Here is a 22,504-nt window from a genome sequence, read left to right as displayed (position 1 = left end):
ATTTATGAGTAAAATAGATAGTGTATGAGAAAAGTAGTGTTGATTGTTACCTTCCTGTTTGCCGGATTGGCAACGGTGTTTGCACTTCCGCCCAAGGAAATGCAATTCACGTTGAAGCAGGCACAGGATTACGCGCTTGAGTACAACAAGAAAGTAAAAAACGCCAAGTTGGATGTAGATGCTGCGCAAAAGAAAGTGTGGGAATCGATTGCATCGGGATTACCGCAAATTGATGCCAAAGCTGATTACTCAAACTATCTGGGAGCATCGAAGACCATTCAGTTTGGTGCGAACATGCCACCGACCGTTATTCCGTTCAAACCGACTTCCAATGTGTCGGTAAGCGTATCGCAGTTGTTGTTCAGTGGCAGCTACCTTGTTGGCTTGCAGACGGCCAAGATATACAAGTCGTTGTCGGAAACGAACTACGAGAAATCGCAGCAGGACATCAAAGAGCAGGTCGCCAACAGTTATTACCTGATTTTGGTGAGTGAACAGACCCGGGACATTCTGAAAAAGAATCTGGAGAACCTGCGCAGTACACTGGCCAAAACCAAACAAATGGAAAAAGTTGGGATGGCTGAATCGACCGATGTGGATCAGCTTTCCGTATCGGTATCGACTTTGGAAAACGGTGTTCGTTCAGCCGACAGGCAAGTGGAAATGGCTTATAATATGCTCCGGTTCGAACTGGGAGTACCGGCCGAACAGGAAATACACCTAACCCAAGGGCTTGAAACCATTATTAACCGCATCAACTTTACAGCTCTGATGGATAGCTCCATGTCGGTTGAGAATAATTTGGATTATCAAGTGATGGAAACGCAGGAAAAGCTATCTGAGAAACAGTTAGCACTTGAGAAGTCGGCTTATTTACCTACCCTGAGCAGCTTCTACAACCATACGGAAAAGGTTATGAAACCCAATTTTGATGCCTCTCCGAAAGATGTGGTCGGACTGAATCTGAGTATTCCTATTTTTTCCAGCGGGTTGCGGAAAGCCAAAGTATCTCAGGCCAATATCAGTTTGGAGCAGACACAAAACCAGAAAGATTTGCTGGAAGAGCAGCTGAAGATTCAGGAAAAGCAATTGCGGTTTAATCTTCGTAACGCGTTTGACAAATACACCAGTCAGAAAGAGAATGTCAAGGTCGCTCTCCGGGTTAACCGGAATTTCGACCTGAAATACGAACATGGTATTGCATCGAGTCTGGAGCGCTTGCAGGCCAATGATAACTATCTGCAGGCCGAGAATAATTTCGTGGGAGCCACAATGGAGTTACTACAGGCGTATGTTGCCTGGGAAAAATTGTTGAATGATTTATAATCAAATCCTAAACAGATAATCATGAATTTCAAAATAAATCTAATTGTGCTGTTGGTCGCTACCACGCTTTTCGCTACCGGATGCGGAAATAAAGGCGGAGAAAAAGCAAGCGACGTGAAACAGGATAGTATTAAAATACGACCGGTTAAAGTAATGTCGCTGGAGCCACAGGAAGTTAGCCGGACCATTAACCAAACCGCTTCGTTTGTGGCTTATCACGAAAATTATCTGACTGCTGCCAGTCCGGGCCGGATTGAAAAGATTTATGTTGAGGTCGGCGATCATGTAAAAGCTGGTCAGTTGCTCGTGCAGATGGATCGTACCCAGCTGAAGCAGGCAGAGTTACAGCTCGAAAACCTGAAGACCGATTTTGGTCGGCTTGATACGTTGCAGAAAACCGGAACCGTAACGCAGCAGAAATATGATCAGCTGGCTACACAGTACAACGTCGCCAAAGAGAATGTTCAGTTTCTGAAGGAGAACACCGAACTCAGAGCACCGCTTAGCGGAGTGATTACCAGTAAATACTTTGAAGATGGCGAGATGTATTCCGGTTCACCGAATACTTCAGCCGGAAAGGCAGCGATTGTCACACTGATGCAGCTCAATCCGATAAAGGCAGTTATCAACATGACGGAAAAGGACTTTCCCCGCATTCATAAGGGAATGAAAGTAGATGTCACAGCGGATGTTTATCCCGGCAAGGTTTTCGAAGGGACGGTTTATCGTATCCATCCGGCCATTGACCCGGCATCGAGAACTTTCACGGTAGAAATAACCGTTCCGAATACTGATGAAAAAATCCGTCCGGGAATGTATGGCAAGGTAGCGATTCATGTGGGAAGGGATGTTGCCAACCTGGTGCCGGCAATTGCTGTGTTAAAGCAGGAAGGAACGAATCAGCGTTATCTCTTCAAATATGTGAATGGCAAGGCGCAGCGAGTTGATATTCAACTCGGGGAACGGTTTGATGCCGATATCGAAGTGATTTCGGATAAATTGAAACCCGGTGATCAAATCATTGTGGTGGGACAGGCTAACCTGGTGGAAGGAAACGATGTCAAAATCGTGAAGTAACACAGTCGGCCCGATTTAAAAACATTTAAAACGCAGCAACAATGAGTATATATAAAAGTGCGGTGCAACGTCCCATCACAACATTGATGATTTTCATGGCTTTAATTGTCATGGGAATCTACTCCGTGGTGCACTTGCCCGTAGACTTATATCCCGAAATTGAGTTTCCTGCCATCACGGTGATGACCACCTATCCGGGTGCCAGTGCCTCGGATATCGAGACCAATGTGTCGAAGGTAATCGAAGATGGTATGAACTCGGTGGATAAGCTGAAAACCATTTCGTCGGTATCGTACGAAAATCTTTCAGTGGTTACGTTGGAATTTCAGTACGAAACGAACCTCGATGAGGCAGCCAACAACATACGCGACGCGCTCGACCTGGTCGAGAAGCGATTGCCCGATGGCTGTGAAAAGCCTGTCATTTTCAAGTTTAACTCCAGCATGATGCCGGTTCTCTTTTACGCGGTTAATGCAAAAGAGAGTTATCCGGGACTGGAAAAAATCCTGGATGAGAAAATCATCAATCCGCTGAACCGGGTCGACGGAATCGGTTCTATCGGTTTAGCCGGACAGCCGAACCGGGTGATTTACGTGAATGTCGATCCGAATAGGCTGGATGCGTATCACATGACCATCGGCCAGATAGGGAATGTTATTCGAGCGGAAAACCAGAATACACCTTCCGGAAACGTGAAGATGGGGAAAATGGACTACCAGCTTCGCGTGGAAGGTGAATTTACCGATAGTCGTCAGTTGAACAATGTTATTGTGGGGACCAGTGATGGTCATCCGGTTTACCTGCGCGATGTAGCCACCGTGAAAGATACCTTGAAAGATACAGGGCTTCACGAACGCATCAACGGACAGCAGGGGCTCCGGATGTTCGTGATGAAGCAGTCGGGAGCCAACACGGTGAAAGTTGCCCGGGAAGTCAAGAAACACTTGGCGGAACTGGAGAAAACACTTCCGCCGGATGTGAAAATTGAAACGATTTTCGATTCGTCCGACTTTATCAAGGATTCGGTTTCGAACCTTTCGCAGACGCTGATGTTTGCACTCCTCTTCGTGGTGTTGGTGGTGCTGGCCTTTTTGGGACGTTGGCGGGCGACATTTATTGTGGCGCTCACCATTCCCATATCGCTGATTGTTGCTTTTATCTACCTCTACATCTCGGGGAATTCCATCAACGTCATCTCACTTTCATCGCTTTCCATTGCGATTGGAATGGTGGTGGATGATGCCATTGTGGTATTGGAAAACATTACGACACATATTGAACGAAAGAGCAGTCCACGTGAGGCCGCTATTTATGCGACCAACGAAGTGTGGCTTTCGGTTATCGTCACTACGCTGGTGATTGTAGCGGTATTCTTCCCGCTGACCCTGGTTTCGGGTATGACCGGAGTAATGTTCCATCAGTTGGGATGGATTGTGACCATCACGGTAGTAACATCAACGGTCGCTGCTATCACGCTGACTCCGATGCTGAGTTCAAAATTGCTGAAACTGCAACCGAAGAAGGAAAAACCTTCACGATTCAGTTACGACAATACATTCCTTCGCGCACTAAATGCACTCGACCGGGGATATGAGAAAGCCATAAAATGGAGTTTGCATCACAAAAAGGTTATCCTTTTAAGTGCGCTTGTCATCTTCTTAACCTCGATGTATTTAGCGAAGAACCTGGGAACTGACTTTATGCCACAGACCGATGAGAGCCGCATTCAGTTGAAAATTGAACTTCAATCAGGAACAAGGGTCGATGTAACTGATAGCGTAGCCCGGCAGATGGAAAAAATCATTCGGAAAACAGCACCGGAAGTACAGCTGATTAGTACGTCCGATGGTTCCGACGATTCGGGTGGTTTCATCTCGTTATTTAGTCAAACCGGTTCGCACATCATCAACATGACCATGACGCTCGATAAACCAAGCCAGCGTAAGCGCAGTGTTTGGGAAGTGGCAGCAGCCTTGCGGAAAAAGATGGATGAGGTTCCGGAGATAAATAATTATTCCTTTACTTTCTCCAGTGGAATGCAAACTTCCAATACCGTTGATGTGTACATCTATGGTTACGATTTCAATACCACATCGAAGCTGGCAAATGAAATAGCGGGTGAAGTACGGAATATCAAAGGAGCATCCGATGTTCAGATTAGCCGGGATAAGGAGAAGCCGGAACTGAAAGTAGTTCTTGACCGCGATAAACTCGCACTTCACGGCTTGAACACCGCTTCGGTGTCGGCCATGATTCGGAATCGTGTAGATGGCTTAACGGCTACCGAGTACCGGGAGCAGGGAGACGAGTACGACGTAATTGTGCGCTATGCGCCACAGTATCGTAGCTCCATCACCGACCTGGAGAATATCTCGATCATGACACCGGCTGGTAAATACATTAAGCTGAAGGAAATTGGTAAAGTGGAAGAGTATTGGTCTCCACCGAACATCGAGCACCGTCAGCGCGAACGTGTTGTGAAGGTTTCGTGTGCGCCGTATAAGACGTCGCTGGGCCAATTGGCTGGTCAGATACAGCAAAAGATTGATAAACTGGACGTACCTACCGGAATTATGATTGACGTAGGTGGTGCTTATGAAGATCAGCAGGAATCATTCACCGATTTGGGACTCCTTCTGCTGCTCAGTCTGGTGTTGGTATTCCTGGTGATGGCATCACAGTTCGAGTCATTCAAAATGCCGTTCATCATCATGTTCTCCATACCGTTCTCCTTTGCCGGAGTGGTACTGGCACTGTTGATTACCGGAACCGATTTGAACCTGGTAGCGGCACTCGGGGCTGTCCTTCTGGTCGGTATCGTGGTGAAAAACGCCATTGTATTGGTCGACTACACCAACCTGATGCGCGACCGGGACATGGAATTGTATGATGCCATTCGGGCAGCCGGTAAATCGCGTTTGCGTCCGGTATTGATGACTGCTATGACAACGATTCTGGGAATGTTGCCGATGGCACTTAGCACCGGCGAAGGCTCCGAAATCTGGCAACCCATGGGAATTTCGGTCATTGGAGGTTTGATTTTCTCCACCATTATTACCATGATTATTGTGCCGGTTATTTATGCTGTATTTGCCAAAACGGGCGAGCGGGATAAGAAAACGGCTTTAAGAAAGAAATTCATTTTTATGGATAAAAAATAATTTACTGGAAATGACAGTGAATTTGTCCAACGATTCATATGGTTAAAAATTATCCGGGAATGGTAAAGCTGTCAAACGGCAGTATTTATCTTCCCGGTTTAACCGGAAAACAAGAACAGCGAACGATTAAATGAATTTAAAACATACAACGTGAAAGCAGTATTTATTGTATATAATCAGGCCAATACCGAACGGGTGGAATACATGCTCGATCGCCTTGGAATAAGAGGCTACACGCAGTGGGCTGACGTTCGGGGACGAGGAACCGTTGCCGGACCACCTCATTTGGGAACGCACACCTGGCCGGAAATGAATTCAGCGATAATGACCGTAGTACCGGAAGAAAAAGTGGCGGAACTTTTGGAAAAAGTAAAAAATATGGATGCCATTAACGAAGAAGTAGGCGTTCGGGCTTTTGTCTGGGACATTACCGAATCGGTTTAGTTATAGTATAGGTTTAGATAACAGAACCGGGTATGCGAGGTAGGAGATGAGCAGTCGTTTCTGATCTTTGTTGCCCGGTTTTTATTTTAGCTCTTTTCAAAGCCTCGATTTTATATTTGATTGGTAACATGTTCAGTCAAGCTTACCATGAACTTAATGAATCTTTCACATTTAAAAATATAGATGTGTCTATGTATGTGTTATATTTGTGGGAATTTAGTGATAACCCAATGATGATGTAACCGTTGCTCTTTGTTATTGAATGGTTGAAGAAAGCGGTTTTCGTTATTAATAGAAAGACGTGATAAAATGATGTTTCTGTACATTGGTGGAGGTATTGCTGTACTGTTTATTGCCTATTTGATTTACGGCTTTAAAAAGATGAAGAATCTGGAAAATGTACCTCCCAGCAAAAAGATTAAGGTTCTGAACAATAAGAATTTTAAAACAGTCATTCGTAGTGGCACTGTATTGGTTGATTTTTGGGCTCCCTGGTGTGGCCCCTGTAAAATGATTGCGCCTACGCTGAATGAAATTGCAGAAGAGAACCACAATGTTACCATTGCCAAAGTGAATGTTGATGAACAACAGCAACTGGCTCAGAAATACAATATCCGGAACATTCCAACGATGATTCTTTTCCGTGACGGAAAAGCGGAGAAGCGAATAACCGGTGTAAAATCGAAAAAAGCGATTCTGTCAGAGATCGCCTGATTGGGCTTTTCCCGGTAAATTGCCGGTTGATAGCTAAACAAAGGGACTGTTTCCGTTTTTCGGACAGTCCCTTTGTTGTTTTAGTTCATCCTATAAATTTCTTTTCCCCTACTGCACATTTCGTGCGAATGCAGTAAATTGAGTCGACAAGCCGGGTTTAAATAGCACTAAATCCGTTGTTCAAACCGGGGCGATAATTATGGTATCTTCCGCAAAAACACCGAAGTGCTTATTCCCAAACAAAACAACATTTTGAATGAGATCCCCAACCTCGAGATCATTGCATTGAAGGTTGAACCCATTTCACCACTCATCAGTCAATCCCTGGCCGAAGTGCAGTTTCGTCGCACATGTGGTGTCACTTTGCTGGCTCTGAAAAGAGGCGAAGAGTTGCATGAACATCCGCCAGCAAATACCATCTTCCGGGAAGGAGACATTGCCTATGTACTTGGGAAACCAGAACAGGTCGCCCGGGCCGTTGAGTTGTTTGCTCATGCAGGAGCAGAATAGCGGATTTTATACTCTTAAAAAACATACTGGTAGGTACTGGTTGGTAAAAATTTGACGAATAAATGATTCATAAGTGATATAAAAGTGTAAATTTGAGATTTTCGCACACTGAGGGGACGAAAACCGGAATCATGAAAAGTGTGTTTTCTGGTTATATATTAATGGTTTATGTCGATAGTGGTAATTTTTGCCAAGTGTGTACAAATTAAACTAAATATCATTTATGCACTTTGACCTGACTGATGTTCAATTGATGAATAAAATACGTGTCGGAGACTTCGATGCGTTCAGGTTATTGTTCGAACGTTATTACTCATCCTTGTGCAACTTTGCCAATTCTCGTCTGCAGGATGATTTCATCGCAGAGGACGTTGTTCAGGAGCTCTTTACAAAAGTTTGGGAAGAAAGAACCCGTATCAAATTTACGGGCTCAATAAAGAGTTACCTGTATACAGCCGTTAAAAACCGGAGCTTAAATCGTTTGAATGCTGAAATGATCCGAAGGAAACATGCAGGTGCTTTTCGGAGTAATCAAAATGAGCAGGCCAGTGATATCGATTTGGAGCTGGAAGAGTTCCGAAATTACCTGTTCGAATGCATCGAAAAACTACCTCCCCGCTGTAAGACCGTTTTTGAAAAAAGTCGATTTGAAGATTTAAAACAGCAAGAAATAGCCAGTGTAATGGAAATTTCTGTTAAAACCGTTAAGGCGCAGATTGGAAAGGCTTTAAAGCTAGTTAAGACTTGTGTTGAACTGGTATATCCGGAATTTTCACAAAAAAACTAAAAAAAGATGTAGGACTTTTGTTTTTGGCAACTGTCCTACATAATAACAGGGCGTTTTTTGAATATATGAGACTCAGCTCAATATATGGAATCTCGCCGGTTAGGATTTAATAATACTGACTAAGTAAGTTCGGACGAAGAGCGAACTTAAATATGAAAGAAACATTTGAAATAATTTATGCTGTCCTGACAGGAAGCGCTTCTTCAGAAGAGAAGGAACGTTTTGATGGTTTGATGGAAGAGGAGGAAAATCGTCAGCTTTTCAACCAGATTCAAAAGATTTGGGAGGAAAGCAAGACAGTTCGCTCCTACAAAAAATATGATGCCCGACGATCCTTTCAAGAGCTGACCCGAAAAATTCAGGAAAAGAAGCGAAGAAGAAGACAGCAAATATGGATTGGTTTTTCAGGTGTAGCCGCAGGTCTGCTATTGATGCTTGGAATATCAAATTTTATAGGTATTCCTGAGAGGAACCAGAAATCTGGCAATGTGATGTTCGCCACCCAATTGGGCAATCGATCGGTTGTATATCTCCCCGACAGCACCAAAGTTTGGTTGAATTCCAGTTCCAGTCTTCAGTACTCCGGTGATTTTGACAAAAGGAATCGAACAGTCAGGTTGAGAGGCGAAGGATATTTCGAAGTTGCTCACAGCAAAAAACCTTTTATCGTGAATGTCGGTCCCTTTAATATCAAAGTGTATGGAACCCATTTTAACGTGTCTGCTTATCAAAACGATTTATTCATCAAAACCTGTTTAGCGAAAGGAAAGATAAGCATCCAGAGAACAGGGTATGAGGAATATATGGTCAAACCGGGGGAGTTGATAACCTATGATAAAGCTGATGCCAGTTTCTCGAAAAAAAATGTGGACCCGGATGAATATTCAGGCTGGCGGAAGAATCTGATGTATATGCACAATGAGTCATTGGAAAATCTTTCCAGGAAGCTGGAGCGAAGATATAATGTAAAAATATTGTTTGAACCGAAGGACTTGGGGGAAGATGTGCATTATACCGGAACGTTTAGTAGTGAAAATATTGAAGAAGTATTGGATGCCATTTCCATTGCCAGCGGCCTTCAATTTTCAAAGAAGGACAGCCTGTATACAATAACTCGTAACAACCAGAAACAACATAAATCCTTTAATGACTAATGTGAAAACAATTAATCAGTAAAACTACAGATCAATGAAAACAAAAAACCACCGAATGCTGGCACATCCGGTGGTTGAAAAAGCCTCGTTAAAAAGGCTTTAAGTAGTATAATTCAAACATTCAAATCTATGAAAAAAAACCCGAAAGTTGAGGGATTAGGAATCCCTTGCCTTAAAAAACTGTTGCGTATTATGCGACTTATTACCTTTCTGATCTTCGTTACCACGCTGCATGTATCCGCCAGTGTGTACTCACAGGAGACAAAACTAACACTGAATCTGAATGATGTGAGCATCGAGCAGGTTCTGAAGCAGATTGAAGCACAGAGCGAATTCAAGTTCCTGGTTCAGGACGAACGGCTCGACGTCAATCGAAAAGTGAATATCAATGTTCGGAAAGAATCCGTGCAAAGTATCCTGAAACAATTGTTCGGGGAAAGAGGCGTTGATTATGTAATTACCGACAAAAACCTGGTTATTCTGAATCCAGCTGTCAAAGAACAAACTAGTTCTGCTAAAGGACAGCAGGAGAGTTCAATAAAAGGGAAAGTCACTGATTCCTCTGGTTCGCCGCTACCAGGTGTAACGATAGTTATAAAAGGAACAACAACCGGAACTGTTACAGACACAAATGGAAAGTATACCATGGCAAACGTTTCTAAGGGAAGCGTTCTGCAGTTCTCTTTTGTAGGTATGGCTCCCCAGGAAGTCACGGTCGGGGATCAAAAAGAGATAAATATTACCATGAAGGAATCTGCAGTTGGACTACAGGAAGTGGTAGCTGTAGGATTTGGTTCCCAGAAAAAAGTCAACCTGACGGGTGCCGTAGGGACTGTTGATAATAAGCTTATTGCACAGCGACCGGTTCAAAATGCAGTACAGGCATTACAAGGAGTTGTTCCGGGATTAAATATTACCCAGAATAATGGTAATATGGATAGTAATCCGACAATTAATATTCGTGGTGTTGCGACGATTGGAAAAGGCTCGACCGGTTCTCCGTTGGTATTAATTGATGGAATGGAAGGAGATATCAACTCTATCAATCCACAGGATATTGCTAATATTTCAGTATTGAAAGATGCAGCAGCTTCTTCTATTTATGGTTCCCGGGCTGCCTTTGGTGTTATTTTGGTGACGACCAAAAAAGGTAAAGCTGGAAAAGTAAGGGTAAACTATAATAATAGCTTCCGCTGGAATAAGCCGGTCCTGTTACCTCAAATGATGAATTCCTATAGTTTTGCTTTGTATTTTAACGATGCAAACGAAAATAGTGGTGGAGGCCCGATCTTCAGCGATACAAGATTGCAGAGGATTAAGGACTACCAGGATGGAAAAATCACTACATCCACTATTCCAAATCCTAACAATCCACAATACTGGGCTGATGGATATGGTTACGGCAACGCAAATGTCGACTGGTACAAAGCTGTTTACAGAAGTTCAGCTCCTTCGCAGGAGCATGAGCTCAGTGTAACAGGAGGCAATGACAAAGTGAACTATTACCTTTCAACTGATTATCTCGATCAAACTGGATTGATGCGTTTTGGTAGTGATCATTTTAATCGATATACAGCAACGTCAAAAATCAATGCCAAGCTTTCTGACAAAGTTTCATTGGCATATAACGTGCGATTTATTCGTGAGGAATATGCAAGGCCTGCTCGTTTAACCAATTCATTAAACTCCGATTTGGCCAGACAGGGTTGGCCGGTACTCCCTCTGTATGATCCGAATGGCTATCTCTATTCATCTCCTTCTCCGGCACTCGGACTAAGAGATGGTGGAAGGGATAAGTACCAGAATGACTGGTTGTATAATCAGTTGAACTTAACCATTACACCGGTAAAAGGATGGAAGATTTATGCTAATCTGAATTACCGGATAAAGGATAATTTCCGTCACTGGGATGTACAGAAAACATATAACCATGATGTAGAAGGAAATCCTGTTCCATATGATCGAGGTTCTCAGGTTCATGAGGAGGCTTATCGTTCGAACTATTTCACTCCGAACATTTATTCCGATTATACCAAGCAAATTGGTAAAAATCATTTCAAAGTAATGGCTGGATTTCAGTCCGAATTATTTAAAGATCGGGGGCTGAATGCAACGCGTCAGGGAATAATCATACCTGCACTTCCTGTGCTGGATTTGACTTCCGGCGCCGACTGGCAAAATAATATTCAGCCACCGACGGTCGGAGGAGATTATCAACAGTGGGCTACAGCTGGATTTTTTGGTCGGTTAAATTACAACTACGACGGAAAATACTTGGTTGAAGGCAATCTGCGTTACGACGGAACATCCCGTTATCGCGGAAATAATCGCTGGAACCTGTTCCCGTCAGTGTCAGCTGGGTGGAATATCGCCAAAGAGAATTTCTGGGGCTCTCTGAAAGACCACATTAATACCTTTAAACTTCGTGGTTCCTATGGAGAGTTAGGCAATCAAAATACTGATAATTGGTACCCTACATATGAAACCATGCCAGTGGGAATTTCGAATGGCACTTGGTTGATTAACGATAAGCAGCCCAATACGGCTTCTGCGCCTGGTTTAATTAGTTCTACACTGACCTGGGAACGAGTAAAAACCTGGGACGCAGGTTTGGATATCAGTGCATTTAATAATCGCCTGACAGGTTCATTCGATTATTTTGTAAGGTATACGAATGATATGGTTGGGCCGGCTCCGGAACTTCCGGCTATTCTGGGAACAGCGGTTCCGAATACCAATAATACCGACTTGAAAACATACGGAAAGGAGATGGATATCTCATGGAACGACAGATTGCATAATGGTCTGGGATATACCATTCACCTTATTTTATCTGATTCACAAACGAAGATTACCAAATACCCGAACCCAACCGGTCGTTTGGATACGTACCGTGCCGGCGAAATGTTAGGAGAGATTTGGGGATATAAAACCATCGGTATTGCTAAAACTCAGGATGAAATGGATAAACACCTGGCTTCTCTTCCCAATGGCGGCCAAAACGCTTTGGGTAATAACTGGGCAGCAGGCGATATTATGTATGCCGATCTGAATAATGATGGAAAGATTGACGGCGGTTCAAATACAGTTAATGACCCGGGTGACCGGAAAATCATTGGTAATAGTACGCCTCGCTATAACTTCGGAATCGATCTTTCAGCAGATTGGAAGGGATTTGACTTCAGAGCATTCTTCCAGGGAGTACTGAAGCGCGATTATTACCAGAACAGTTACTTCTTCTGGGGTGCCTGGGATTGGGGCGAATGGTGGTCAACCGGATTGAAGCAACATCTTGATTACTTCCGGAATGATCCGAATTCTCCACTTGGAGAGAATTTGAACGCATACTACCCACGTCCTTTGTTCAACGGCAAGAACCATCAGGCACAGACTCGTTACTTGCAAAACGCCGCTTACATCCGGTTGAAGAATATTCAGCTCGGATACACAATTCCTAAAACACTAACACAACAGTATGGAATACAAAAACTGCGTGTTTATGTGTCGGGAGAGAATTTGTGGACCGGAACGAAACTGGCAAAGATGTTTGATCCGGAAACCATCGATGGTGGATGGGGTGGAAACGTATACCCATTGTCAAAAGTAATTTCTGCCGGATTAAGTGTGAATTTCTAAAAAAGGATTATCATGAAATTGAAACTATATATCGTATTTATTGTCGGAGCATTAGGATTTCTGACTTCGTGTCAAAACTATCTTGATCGTCCTCCATTGTCAAGTATCACTCCAGATCAATATCTGAATGATGAATCGCAGTTAGCGGCCTATGATGTGAACATGTACAATGTGTTTCCATCGCATGCACAATGGACGTTCGGGACGTTTGGGATTGATGCCAATACGGATAACCAGGCCGGAATGACATACGACAACAAATTTGTACCGGGGCAATGGAAGGTTGGTCAATCAGGCGGTGGTTGGAATTTTTCTGACATCTACCAGTGTAACTATTTTCTCAACAAAGTGGTTCCATTGTATAAAGCTGGAAAAATTACCGGTTCTCAGGCTAATATTAAGCACTATATAGGGGAAATGTACATGATCCGTGCTTATGTATATTTTCAGAAACTGATGGAGTTTGGTGATTTTCCGATTGTAAAGAGAACATTGCCTGACAATGCCGATACACTGACAGCAGCGAGTAAACGTGCTCCATGTAATGAAGTCGCTCGTTTTATCATTGCTGATTTGGATTCGGCAGTCAATCTGATGCAACCAGAGGCACCGGAGGGAGGAACGAATCGCTTATCCAAATATGCTGCTTTACTCTTGAAATCGCGGGTAGCATTGTTCGAAGGCTCTTGGCTAAAGAACTTCAAAGGGACAGCTTTTGTACCCAATGGTCCGAACTGGCCGGGTAAAAACAAAGATTACAATGCTAATTATCAATATCCTTCAGGAGGAATAGATAATGAGGTTGACTATTTCCTGACCCAATCGATGGATGCGGCCAAGCAGGTCGCTGATAACATCTCGCTTGTGGCAAACAATATGAGTGCGGAAGCCGACACCGGTAAAGCTTTCAGTGTGGCAAGTGATGCGAATCCTTACTGTCAGATGTTTAGTTCTGTTGACATGTCAGGTTTTGGTGAAGTCCTTTTTTGGAGGAGATATGATGCCGGCTTGGGTATTACTCATAACGTGCCAGTGTACGAGCAATCAGGTAACGATGGTATTGGTTTGACCCGCGGTCTCGTTGATGATTTCCTGATGGCTAACGGCTTGCCTATTTACGCTGCTGGTTCAGGTTATGCTGGAGATGATTACATTTCGGACGTACGTAAAAATCGCGATGGTCGTTTGTGGTTATTCCTTAAGCAACCTAACCAGGTGAATGTATTGTATCCGAGTACAGTGGGCGATCATGCTACTCCGATTGAACCGATTCCTGATATTACTAGTTCGTCGCAAGAGCAGAAATACACAACAGGTTATACGATTAGGAAAGGGTTGAACTATGATGCAGCGCAATGTGCTAATGGTGGAGGTTATACCGGTGCTATTGTTTTTCGCGCGGTAGAAGCTTACCTGAATTACATGGAGGCTGAATACATGAAAAATGGAAGTCTTGATGCAACAGCACAAACCTACTGGCGTGAAATTCGCGTTAGGGCAGGAGTGGATCCGGATTTCCAGAAGACAATTAATGCAACCGATATGAGCAAGGAAGCAGCTAACGACTGGGGTGCATATTCTGCAGGTCAGTTGGTAGATAAAACCATGTATAATATTCGCCGTGAACGTCGTTGTGAATTGATGGCTGAAGGTCTTCGCTGGATGGATTTGATTCGCTGGCGAGCAATGGATCAAATGATTGATAATCCGTACCATATCGAGGGTTTCAAATTGTGGGGACCCATGCAGAATTGGTATAAGGATAGTAATGGTAATTCGACGCTTACTTATGGGGTGGGGGATGCCAGCACAGTATCGGATCCATCAAGAAGCGAATACCTGCTTCCATATGAGAAAACGTCAACATCCTTGGTGTACAACGGATATAAGTGGGCAATGGCACATTACCTTCACCCAATTGCTTTGCAGCATTTCTTAATCACTTCGAAGGATAATGATGTGACTACATCCCCGATTTATCAGAACCCAGGATGGCCAACTCAAGCTAATACCCCTCCAACGGGTTACTAAGGGATACATATGCTTCTGTTAGAATAATTTTTACGGGTCAGCACGATGACGGTGCTGGCCTGTTCAAATGCAGTTGCTTTAAATTAATGTAAATCAAAAAAACCGTTCAGGAGAACCCGGCCTGAGCGGGTTTTTTACTTCGTTCAACTTGTGTTTGGAATATTTCGCTGGATATAAAATAGATAAGAAATGAGAGTAAAAGTCAATTTGCTCATTTGGGTACTCTTTCCGCTTATTACCTTCTTTGGATGCCAACAAGAAGGCATATCAAAGAGAACCGGGCGGGAAACCATCAATTTTGATAAAGACTGGAAATTCAGGAAGGGCGATTTCCCGGGAGCGGAGAAATCTTCGTTTGATGATTCGCAATGGCGCAAATTAAATCTGCCACATGACTGGTCCGTCGAAGGGCCGTTTTCTCCAAAGTGGGCTAGCGCCACAGCTTATCTTCCGGGGGGTATAGGATGGTACCGAAAGGAATTTACTGTTCCGGCCTCCGAGAAAGGACGCAACGCGTATATTTATTTCGGGGGAGTTTACGATAACAGTGAAGTTTATATTAATGGCCATCTGCTCGGAAAACGTCCCAACGGATTTGTCTCGTTTCAATATGAGTTGACTCCCTGGATTCACCCGGGTAATAATGTCATTGCTGTACGGGTCAACCATTCGCAATATGCCGATTCGCGTTGGTATACCGGTTCGGGTATTTACCGGAATATTTCTCTGATTTACACCAATAAAGTGCACATTGGTAAGTGGGGAGTTTATGCGACGACTCCTGACGTGACGAATGATAAGGCAACGGTCAATGTAAAAGTCTCGCTGGAAAACCAGGATAAAAGCCCGGCAAAAGTTAGGGTGGAAAATGTATTGATTGATCCCAGTGGAATAAAAGTATCGTCATCGGAAAGCGAAGTTGAGATACCAATGGGCGACAGGCTGATAACCGATCAAAATCTGGAACTGAAGAAACCTGAATTGTGGTCGGTAGACAATCCAACCTTATACAGCTTAGAGACGACGGTTTTTGAAGGGGATAAAATAATCGATAAGCAAGTGACTCCAGTGGGCATACGGACTTTCCGTTTTGACCCCGATAAAGGCTTTTCCCTGAATGGGAAGTCGATGAAACTAAAAGGGGTATGCATCCACGGAGATGCCGGTAGTTTTGGCGTTGCTGTACCCGCAGAGATATGGAAATCCCGCCTGATAAAACTCAAAGAGATGGGATGTAACGCCATCCGGATGAGTCACAATCCGCATCTGCCTGCTTTGTACGATTTGTGTGACGAGATGGGCTTCCTGGTGATGGATGAAGCCTTTGACGAATGGACCGGGGCCAAAAACATCTGGATGAAGGGTTGGAATGTAGGTAAACCGGGCAAAGACGGTTACCATGAATATTTCCGGAAATGGCATGATGCTGATTTACGTGATATGATACTTCGCGACCGGAACCATCCCTCCATCATCATGTGGAGCATAGGAAATGAGATTGACTACCCGAACGATCCCTTTACCCATCCGATCCTGGATAAGGGAACCAATCCGCAGATCTATGGACGTGGTTATAATCCGAATTTACCTTCGTCGGATACGCTGGCCGTGATAGCCCGTGAACTGAAGAAGGTCGTGAAACAATATGATACAACGCGTCCGGTAACAGCTGCCCTGGCGGCTGCCCTGATATCGAATGTGACAGGTTATGCCGATGTGCCGGATATTGCCGGTTATAATTACCAGGAATACCGGTATGCGGAAGATCACAAAAAATACCCGAACCGGGTGATTTACGGAAGTGAAAATGGAATGAGCCTGAAAGCCTGGCAAGCGGTTGAGGACAATGACTACATTTCCGGACAATTTCTTTGGACGGGAATCGATTACCTCGGAGAAGCGGGCAGATGGCCCGATCGTTCGAATACTGCCGGATTACTGGATTTGGGTGGTTTCCGGAAGCCTGAATATTATTTCAGGCAGAGTTTATGGTCTGACAAACCGATGGTTTATATTGGGACATCGGAAATTCCCCAAGGGCATGGACCTAAATCCATCTGGGCACACCAAAAGGCCGACCCAGTTTGGAACTGGCCTGCAGGAAAGAAGGTTCGGGTCAACTGTTTCACGAACTGTCCGGAAGCAGAACTGTTGCTGAATGGAAAATCGTTGGGCGAGAAAAAGTTGTCCTCATTTCCCGGAAGGGTGATATACTGGGATGTCCCGTATCATCCAGGAAACTTGCAGGTTATTGGACAGCGTGGAGGCAAGGAGTTGTGCCGGTATACCCTGCGCACATCAGGAGAATCTGCTCAATTGGAAGCAATTACCGGTAAGGGAAGTATGACAACGGCTCTTTCGGATGTGATGCCTGTTGTGGTTAAAGTGGTTGATAAGGAAGATGTGCCGGTCTATGGAGCGACCAATGATGTTACCTGCGAGGTGTCCGGACCAGCCAGACTGGCAGGCATGGAGAGTGGTAACCCGCGCAGCGTTGTCAGCTACCGGGCCAATCACTGTGAGGTTTACCAAGGCCGTTTGAAAGTTTACCTTCAGCCTACAGGTCAACAGGGGCAGGTAACATTGAAACTGAATTCACCAGGTTTAGAAGGGTGTCAGGTGAATTTTGATGTCAATAAATGATTGCAGAGCCCTGAAAGGAAAAGTGCAATAGCCGTTATCAAAAGTACTCATGAAAGTGTAACGATAAAGTTGACAGTAAGCACGAAGGGAGTGGCCGATACTACCATAAATATTAAAACAATGAAGCGTTAACCGATGAAAAATACTAGGAAAACAATGTCATTCTTTTCTGTCAATTGGTTCTATATTCTGACTATTGTATTGACACTAACACTGGAGGGGCTGGGAAGCAACATTTACGCTCAGAACACGAAGAAATCTGAGCAATTAAAGCTTCCCGATATGCCGCTGCATGATCCTTTTATATTAGCCTACAAGCCTACACATACTTACTATCTTTATACAACGAACGTCCCAAGGATGACAGGCAACCGGAAAAGCGGAACGATGGTGTATAGAAGTAAAGATTTGCTTCATTGGGATAAGCCAAAAGTAGTTTTTACCGTACCGTCTGATTCGTGGGCCGATCCTACAGAGAGGCCCTGGGCACCGGAGGTTCATGCCTGGAAAGGTAAATTCTATCTCTTTACGACCTTACATAATAAGAACAAGATTATCGCCAAACCACCCAAGGCTTGGCACAAAAATATCATGCGGAGTACGGTCATTGCTGTTAGCGATTCGCCTGAAGGCCCCTTTACATTAGTAAAGAGAGACAGTCCCATCCTCCCGGCCAATTTTATGACTCTGGATGGAACTCTTTATGTCGATCCGGATGGGCAGCCGTGGATGGTTTATGCCCATGAGTGGCTGCAGAAAATCGATGGAACGATGGAAGCGGCACCGTTGGATGATTCCCTGTCGAAGATGGCTGGTGAGCCAATCCATCTGTTTAAAGGGTCCGATGCACCATGGTTGAATTCGACCATCAAACCCAGTGACTTTGAATTACATTATGTCACCGATGGACCAGAACTTTATCGCACGAAGGACGGACACCTGCTGATGTTGTGGTCGAGCTGGGAAAGAGGTTCGTATGTCCAAACTGTAGCTCGTTCAGAGACAGGAAAATTACAGGGACCTTGGGAACAACTTGCTCCGCTGGTCAAGCATGACTCGGGGCACGGTATGCTTTTTAGGAGGTTTGATGGCCAACTGATGATGGTACTGCATCGGCCTTTCCGGAACGCACGTGGCAAACTTTACGAAATGAAAGACTGCGGCGACCACCTGGAAGTGGTTCGCGAACGAATTGATCTGGATGGTGGCGCTAGAGAAATTAAATGAAAAAAGATGAGAATGAACGATCTGATTCCACTGAAATTTCTGGAACACCTCACAGGACGTACACACAAGAGTTCTTTAGGAAAACCGAGCAATTTTTTAGAATTTGAATACGATGAAAGCTAAAGGATAAAAAATGTTGATTTACATGCTCTTGTTGTTGTTTCAACAATCGTTTGCAGCAAATGGGACCATGACCAATCCGCCTGATTCGATTTACCTGTTTTCCGATTACGGCCGTTGGGGCAAAGAAAAAAGGCTGGTTACACCTTTCTTTTATTAAAGCGAAAGATGGAATGTGGCATTGCGTATGGAGCCTTAACGAATATGATGGAACGTTTGCACATGCCAGATCGAAAGATTTGCTCTAAGTGAATCTAAAGATATTGAGTCGGTTAAGTTATGCGGAATCTAAAATAGGATGATAGATTTTCATGAACAAGATTAATCATACTTCTTTTTTTAATAGAAAAATAAATATTATGCGTAGGTTTTCAATATTTCGGAAGTATTCGATTTCCTCACTCGTTTTGTTCGGAATACTGGTTGCTGCAAGCAGTTCAGTATGGGCTCAAACGAGTTATGGAAATCTTCCCGACTGGGAAAACTCCCAGGTTATCGGTATCAACAAAGAACCACCTTATCTGAGTTTTATGCACTATCCCGACAGGATGAGTGCGTTGGCCGATAGTACACTGGAAATTCATACACCGTACTACAAGTCGTTGGATGGGATGTGGAAGTTCCATTTTTCCAAAAATCCCGCAGAACGGCCCAAAGATTTTTACAAGACCAGTTTTAGCGATAGAAAGTGGGCATCCGTTAAAGTGCCGGGAGTTTGGCAGCTTGAAGGGTACGGAAAGCCCATTTACCTGAATAACCGTTATCCGTTTCATCCCGACTATCCAGCCCATCCTCCGTTGGTGAATGCCAGTGCTAACCCGGTTGGTTCGTACCGAACCACCTTCGATGTTCCGAAAAATTGGGACGGTCGCGAAGTTTTTATCCATTTCGGAGGCGTAAAAAGTGCGTTTTACATCTGGCTTAACGGGAAAAAGATCGGCTATAGCCAGGGAAGTATGACGCCGGCCGAGTTCAATCTTACGCCTTTCCTGAAAAAGGGAAAAAATGTTCTGGCAGTTGAGGTGTATCGCTGGTCCGACGGTTCCTACCTGGAAGATCAGGACATGTGGCGCTTCAGCGGAATTTTCCGGAGCGTTTATTTATACAGCACACCTTTGGAGCATCTGGAAGATTTCTTCGTGCGCTCGAGCCTCGACGATCGCTATGAGACCGGGATAATGCATATTACTGCGAAAGTCCGGAATTCTTCCGAAGATAATCTTCGCCCGGCAACGGTTGTCGCCTGGTTATATAATGAACAGGGAAAATTAGTGGGAGATGGTCCCATTGCTCAGTCTAAAAGCATTACCGATATCCCTGCCGGTACCGATGGAATTGCTGAGCTCTACGCCAAGGTTCCAAACGTATTGAAGTGGACTGCGGAAACGCCCAATCTCTACACCGTCGTTCTGGAACTGAAAGATTCCAAAGGAAAGGTGCTGGAGGCAGCCCGTTCGACGACTGGTTTCCGGAATATCGAAATCAAAGACGGTGTGTTGCTGGTAAATGGTGTCCCGGTTAAGCTGAAAGGAGTCAACACGCATGAACACGATCCGTTTAATGGCCGGGCCATGGATTACAAGTGGATTGAGAAGGACCTGAAATTACTGAAACAGGCGAATGTCAATACAGTACGAATGTCGCATTATCCGCACGATCCACGTTATTATTATCTGTTCGATAAATACGGTATGTACGTGCTCGATGAGACCAACCTGGAGGCACACGGGATGTTGGAACGGGAACTTCTTCCGGGTAGTGATCCTCGCTGGACACACGCCTGTGTGAACCGGATAGCCCGTATGATTGCCCGCGATAAAAATCATCCGTCGGTCATCATCTGGTCGTTGGGTAACGAAGCGGGACATGGTGAAAACTTTGCCCAGATGGCATCGTATGCCCGCACGATTGATCCTTCAAGGCCGATTCACTACGAGCAAATGAATAGTGTGGCTGATATGATTAGTCACATGTATCCAACACCGCAGTGGTTGCAACAACTAGCCTCGGACCCGAATATTCACAAGCCGATTTTCATGTGTGAATACGCTCACTCGATGGGCAATTCAACGGGAGGATTGACGACCTACTGGAATTTGATTAATCATTATAAAAACCTGATTGGCGGTTGTATCTGGGATTGGGTTGACCAGGGCCTGTATAAAAAGGATGCCAAAGGTAAAATGTTTTGGGCCTATGGTGGTGATTACGGAGATGATCCCAATGACGCGAATTTCAACATCAATGGTTTTGTTTCGCCCGACCGGAAACCCAATCCAGCCTATTACGAAGTGAAGCATGTGTATCAGTACGTGACTTTTAAAGCCGGTGATTTGAACCGTGGACAGATCATGGTTCACAATGGTTACTACCATCAAAACCTCAGTAAGTTTAATGTGGAGTGGACGTTGACACAGAATGGAAAAACGATCCAATCGGGTGTGATTGACACACTGACAACGCCAGCGAACAGTTGGACAAAAGTTCGTTTGCCGATTGAGCAACCTAAACTGGAAGCCGGCAGCGAATACTGGTTGAACCTGAATTTGACCCTGAAGCAGAACAAGTTCTGGGCGGATAAAGGATTTACGTTGGCCTGGGATCAGTTCAAAATGCCCTGGGCTGTTGCACCTGCTGCAACGCCTGGTAAGGCGAACGGAACGGTTATTCAGGTGAAGCAGACCGACAAAGCATTTACGTTGAGTGGAGCCTCCTTTTCTATGACCATATCCAAAGAGAACGGTTCGCTGGAAAGTTATACTTCGAAAGGGAAATCGTTGATCAGCGGCCCATTGAAGCCCAATTTCTGGCGGGCACAGACCGACAACGACAGAGCAGGTTGGCGCGGAGAACTTAATGACTGGAAAGATGCTGGAGCAGGTCGTAAAATAACTGATGTCGAACTGACCCGGCCGGATAAGCAAACCGTGGTTGTGACACTGAGAGGAACATTACCGGTTGGACAGTCAACCTGGGAACTGAAATACACCGTATATGAAAATGGCGTGGTTCGGGTGAATCAAACGCTAACTCCGGTTGGAGATGTTCCGACTGACATACCTGTTGTGGGCATGAGCCTGCGGATTCCCAAAGAGTTTGGAACCATGACCTGGTACGGCCGCGGACCATGGGAAAACTATCCCGATAGGCAAACCGGGGCAAATGTAGGCGTCTACTCCGGTCTGGTTGATTCCTTGTGGACCGATTATGTGCGTCCGCAGGCCAATGGCAACCGTGACGGCGTACGTTGGGTTCGCTTTACCAACAAATCTGGTCAGGGACTCATGGTCGTTGGGCAGTCTCCATTGAGCGTCAGTGCATGGCCTTACTCGTTGCAGGATTTGGAACAAGCCAAACACATCGATGACTTGCCGGTACGCAATTTCATTACCGTGAATCTGGATGACAAGCAAATGGGCGTGGGAGGTATCGACTCATGGAGTCGAAATGCAAGAGCGATGCCACCTTATCGTTTGCCTTCCGACAAGCAATATCAGTACGGATTTTATCTCTATCCTTACCACAAATAATTTTGAAACAGAAAAGTTAACCTCAAAGCTCACAGCGGAGTCGTCGAAAGGCGGCTCCGCTTTTTATTTTACCGGCGGGATGAAGTGAACAAAATGAAGAGAATGCTTACGTGATTTTCTATGGAGAATTGTATAATAGTGTGT

General features: G+C 44.7%; 14 protein-coding genes. All 14 read left to right on the top strand.

Features of this window, described 5'->3' with window-relative positions; translation table 11 throughout:
• Nucleotides 1–24 precede the first annotated feature (24 nt).
• On the top strand, nt 25–1,326 hold the full coding sequence (locus tag T426_RS0120080) for a TolC family protein (RefSeq protein WP_025865576.1): 1,302 nt from the start codon (nt 25–27) through the stop codon (nt 1,324–1,326).
• 21 nt (nt 1,327–1,347) lie between these two features.
• Entirely contained in the window at nt 1,348–2,403 is a 1,056-nt protein-coding gene (locus tag T426_RS0120075; protein ID WP_025865577.1) for an efflux RND transporter periplasmic adaptor subunit, read from the top strand.
• 41 nt (nt 2,404–2,444) lie between these two features.
• Nucleotides 2,445–5,564 carry an efflux RND transporter permease subunit gene (locus tag T426_RS0120070; RefSeq protein ID WP_025865578.1) on the top strand — a complete coding sequence of 1,040 codons (3,120 nt, stop codon included), beginning with the start codon at nt 2,445–2,447 and terminating at the stop codon, nt 5,562–5,564.
• Nucleotides 5,565–5,714: 150 nt separating this feature from the next.
• Nucleotides 5,715–6,008 (top strand): PG0541 family transporter-associated protein, encoded by a 294-nt coding sequence (locus T426_RS0120060; RefSeq protein WP_025865579.1) that lies wholly within the window; start codon nt 5,715–5,717, stop codon nt 6,006–6,008.
• A gap of 309 nt (nt 6,009–6,317) precedes the next feature.
• The gene (gene trxA / locus T426_RS0120055; protein WP_199898679.1) at nt 6,318–6,722 is read left to right on the top strand and encodes a thioredoxin; all 405 of its coding nucleotides are present in this window, start codon (nt 6,318–6,320) and stop codon (nt 6,720–6,722) included.
• A 252-nt stretch (nt 6,723–6,974) separates the two neighbouring features.
• Nucleotides 6,975–7,232, top strand: coding sequence for a cation:proton antiporter regulatory subunit (locus T426_RS0120050; RefSeq protein WP_159103365.1), 258 nt, complete (start codon nt 6,975–6,977; stop codon nt 7,230–7,232).
• Nucleotides 7,233–7,455: 223 nt separating this feature from the next.
• Nucleotides 7,456–8,019, top strand: coding sequence for an RNA polymerase sigma-70 factor (locus T426_RS0120045; RefSeq protein WP_025865582.1), 564 nt, complete (start codon nt 7,456–7,458; stop codon nt 8,017–8,019).
• A gap of 152 nt (nt 8,020–8,171) precedes the next feature.
• On the top strand, nt 8,172–9,173 hold the full coding sequence (locus T426_RS0120040) for a FecR family protein (RefSeq protein WP_025865583.1): 1,002 nt from the start codon (nt 8,172–8,174) through the stop codon (nt 9,171–9,173).
• 129 nt (nt 9,174–9,302) lie between these two features.
• The gene (locus T426_RS0120035) at nt 9,303–12,809 is read left to right on the top strand and encodes a TonB-dependent receptor (RefSeq protein ID WP_025865584.1); all 3,507 of its coding nucleotides are present in this window, start codon (nt 9,303–9,305) and stop codon (nt 12,807–12,809) included.
• Between the two features lie 12 nt (nt 12,810–12,821).
• A complete protein-coding gene (locus T426_RS0120030; protein WP_027586197.1) occupies nt 12,822–14,840 on the top strand; it encodes a RagB/SusD family nutrient uptake outer membrane protein in 2,019 nt (672 codons plus the stop codon).
• A 189-nt stretch (nt 14,841–15,029) separates the two neighbouring features.
• Nucleotides 15,030–17,483: a glycoside hydrolase family 2 TIM barrel-domain containing protein gene (locus T426_RS0120025; protein WP_036985520.1), complete on the top strand. Its 2,454-nt coding sequence runs from the start codon at nt 15,030–15,032 to the stop codon at nt 17,481–17,483.
• Nucleotides 17,484–17,618: 135 nt separating this feature from the next.
• A complete protein-coding gene (locus tag T426_RS0120020; RefSeq protein ID WP_199898680.1) occupies nt 17,619–18,710 on the top strand; it encodes a glycoside hydrolase family 43 protein in 1,092 nt (363 codons plus the stop codon).
• Nucleotides 18,711–18,843: 133 nt separating this feature from the next.
• A complete protein-coding gene (locus tag T426_RS25870; RefSeq protein WP_153637556.1) occupies nt 18,844–18,990 on the top strand; it encodes a hypothetical protein in 147 nt (48 codons plus the stop codon).
• Nucleotides 18,991–19,189: 199 nt separating this feature from the next.
• Nucleotides 19,190–22,360, top strand: coding sequence for a beta-galactosidase, LacZ type (gene lacZ, locus T426_RS24505; protein WP_051569049.1), 3,171 nt, complete (start codon nt 19,190–19,192; stop codon nt 22,358–22,360).
• Nucleotides 22,361–22,504: the final 144 nt, after the last annotated feature.

It is taken from the genome of Prolixibacter bellariivorans ATCC BAA-1284 (assembly GCF_000621705.1).
GTDB lineage: Bacteria > Bacteroidota > Bacteroidia > Bacteroidales > Prolixibacteraceae > Prolixibacter > Prolixibacter bellariivorans.
The sequence above is the reverse complement of the archived record's forward strand: the minus strand, read 5'-3'. Positions and strand labels throughout refer to the sequence as shown.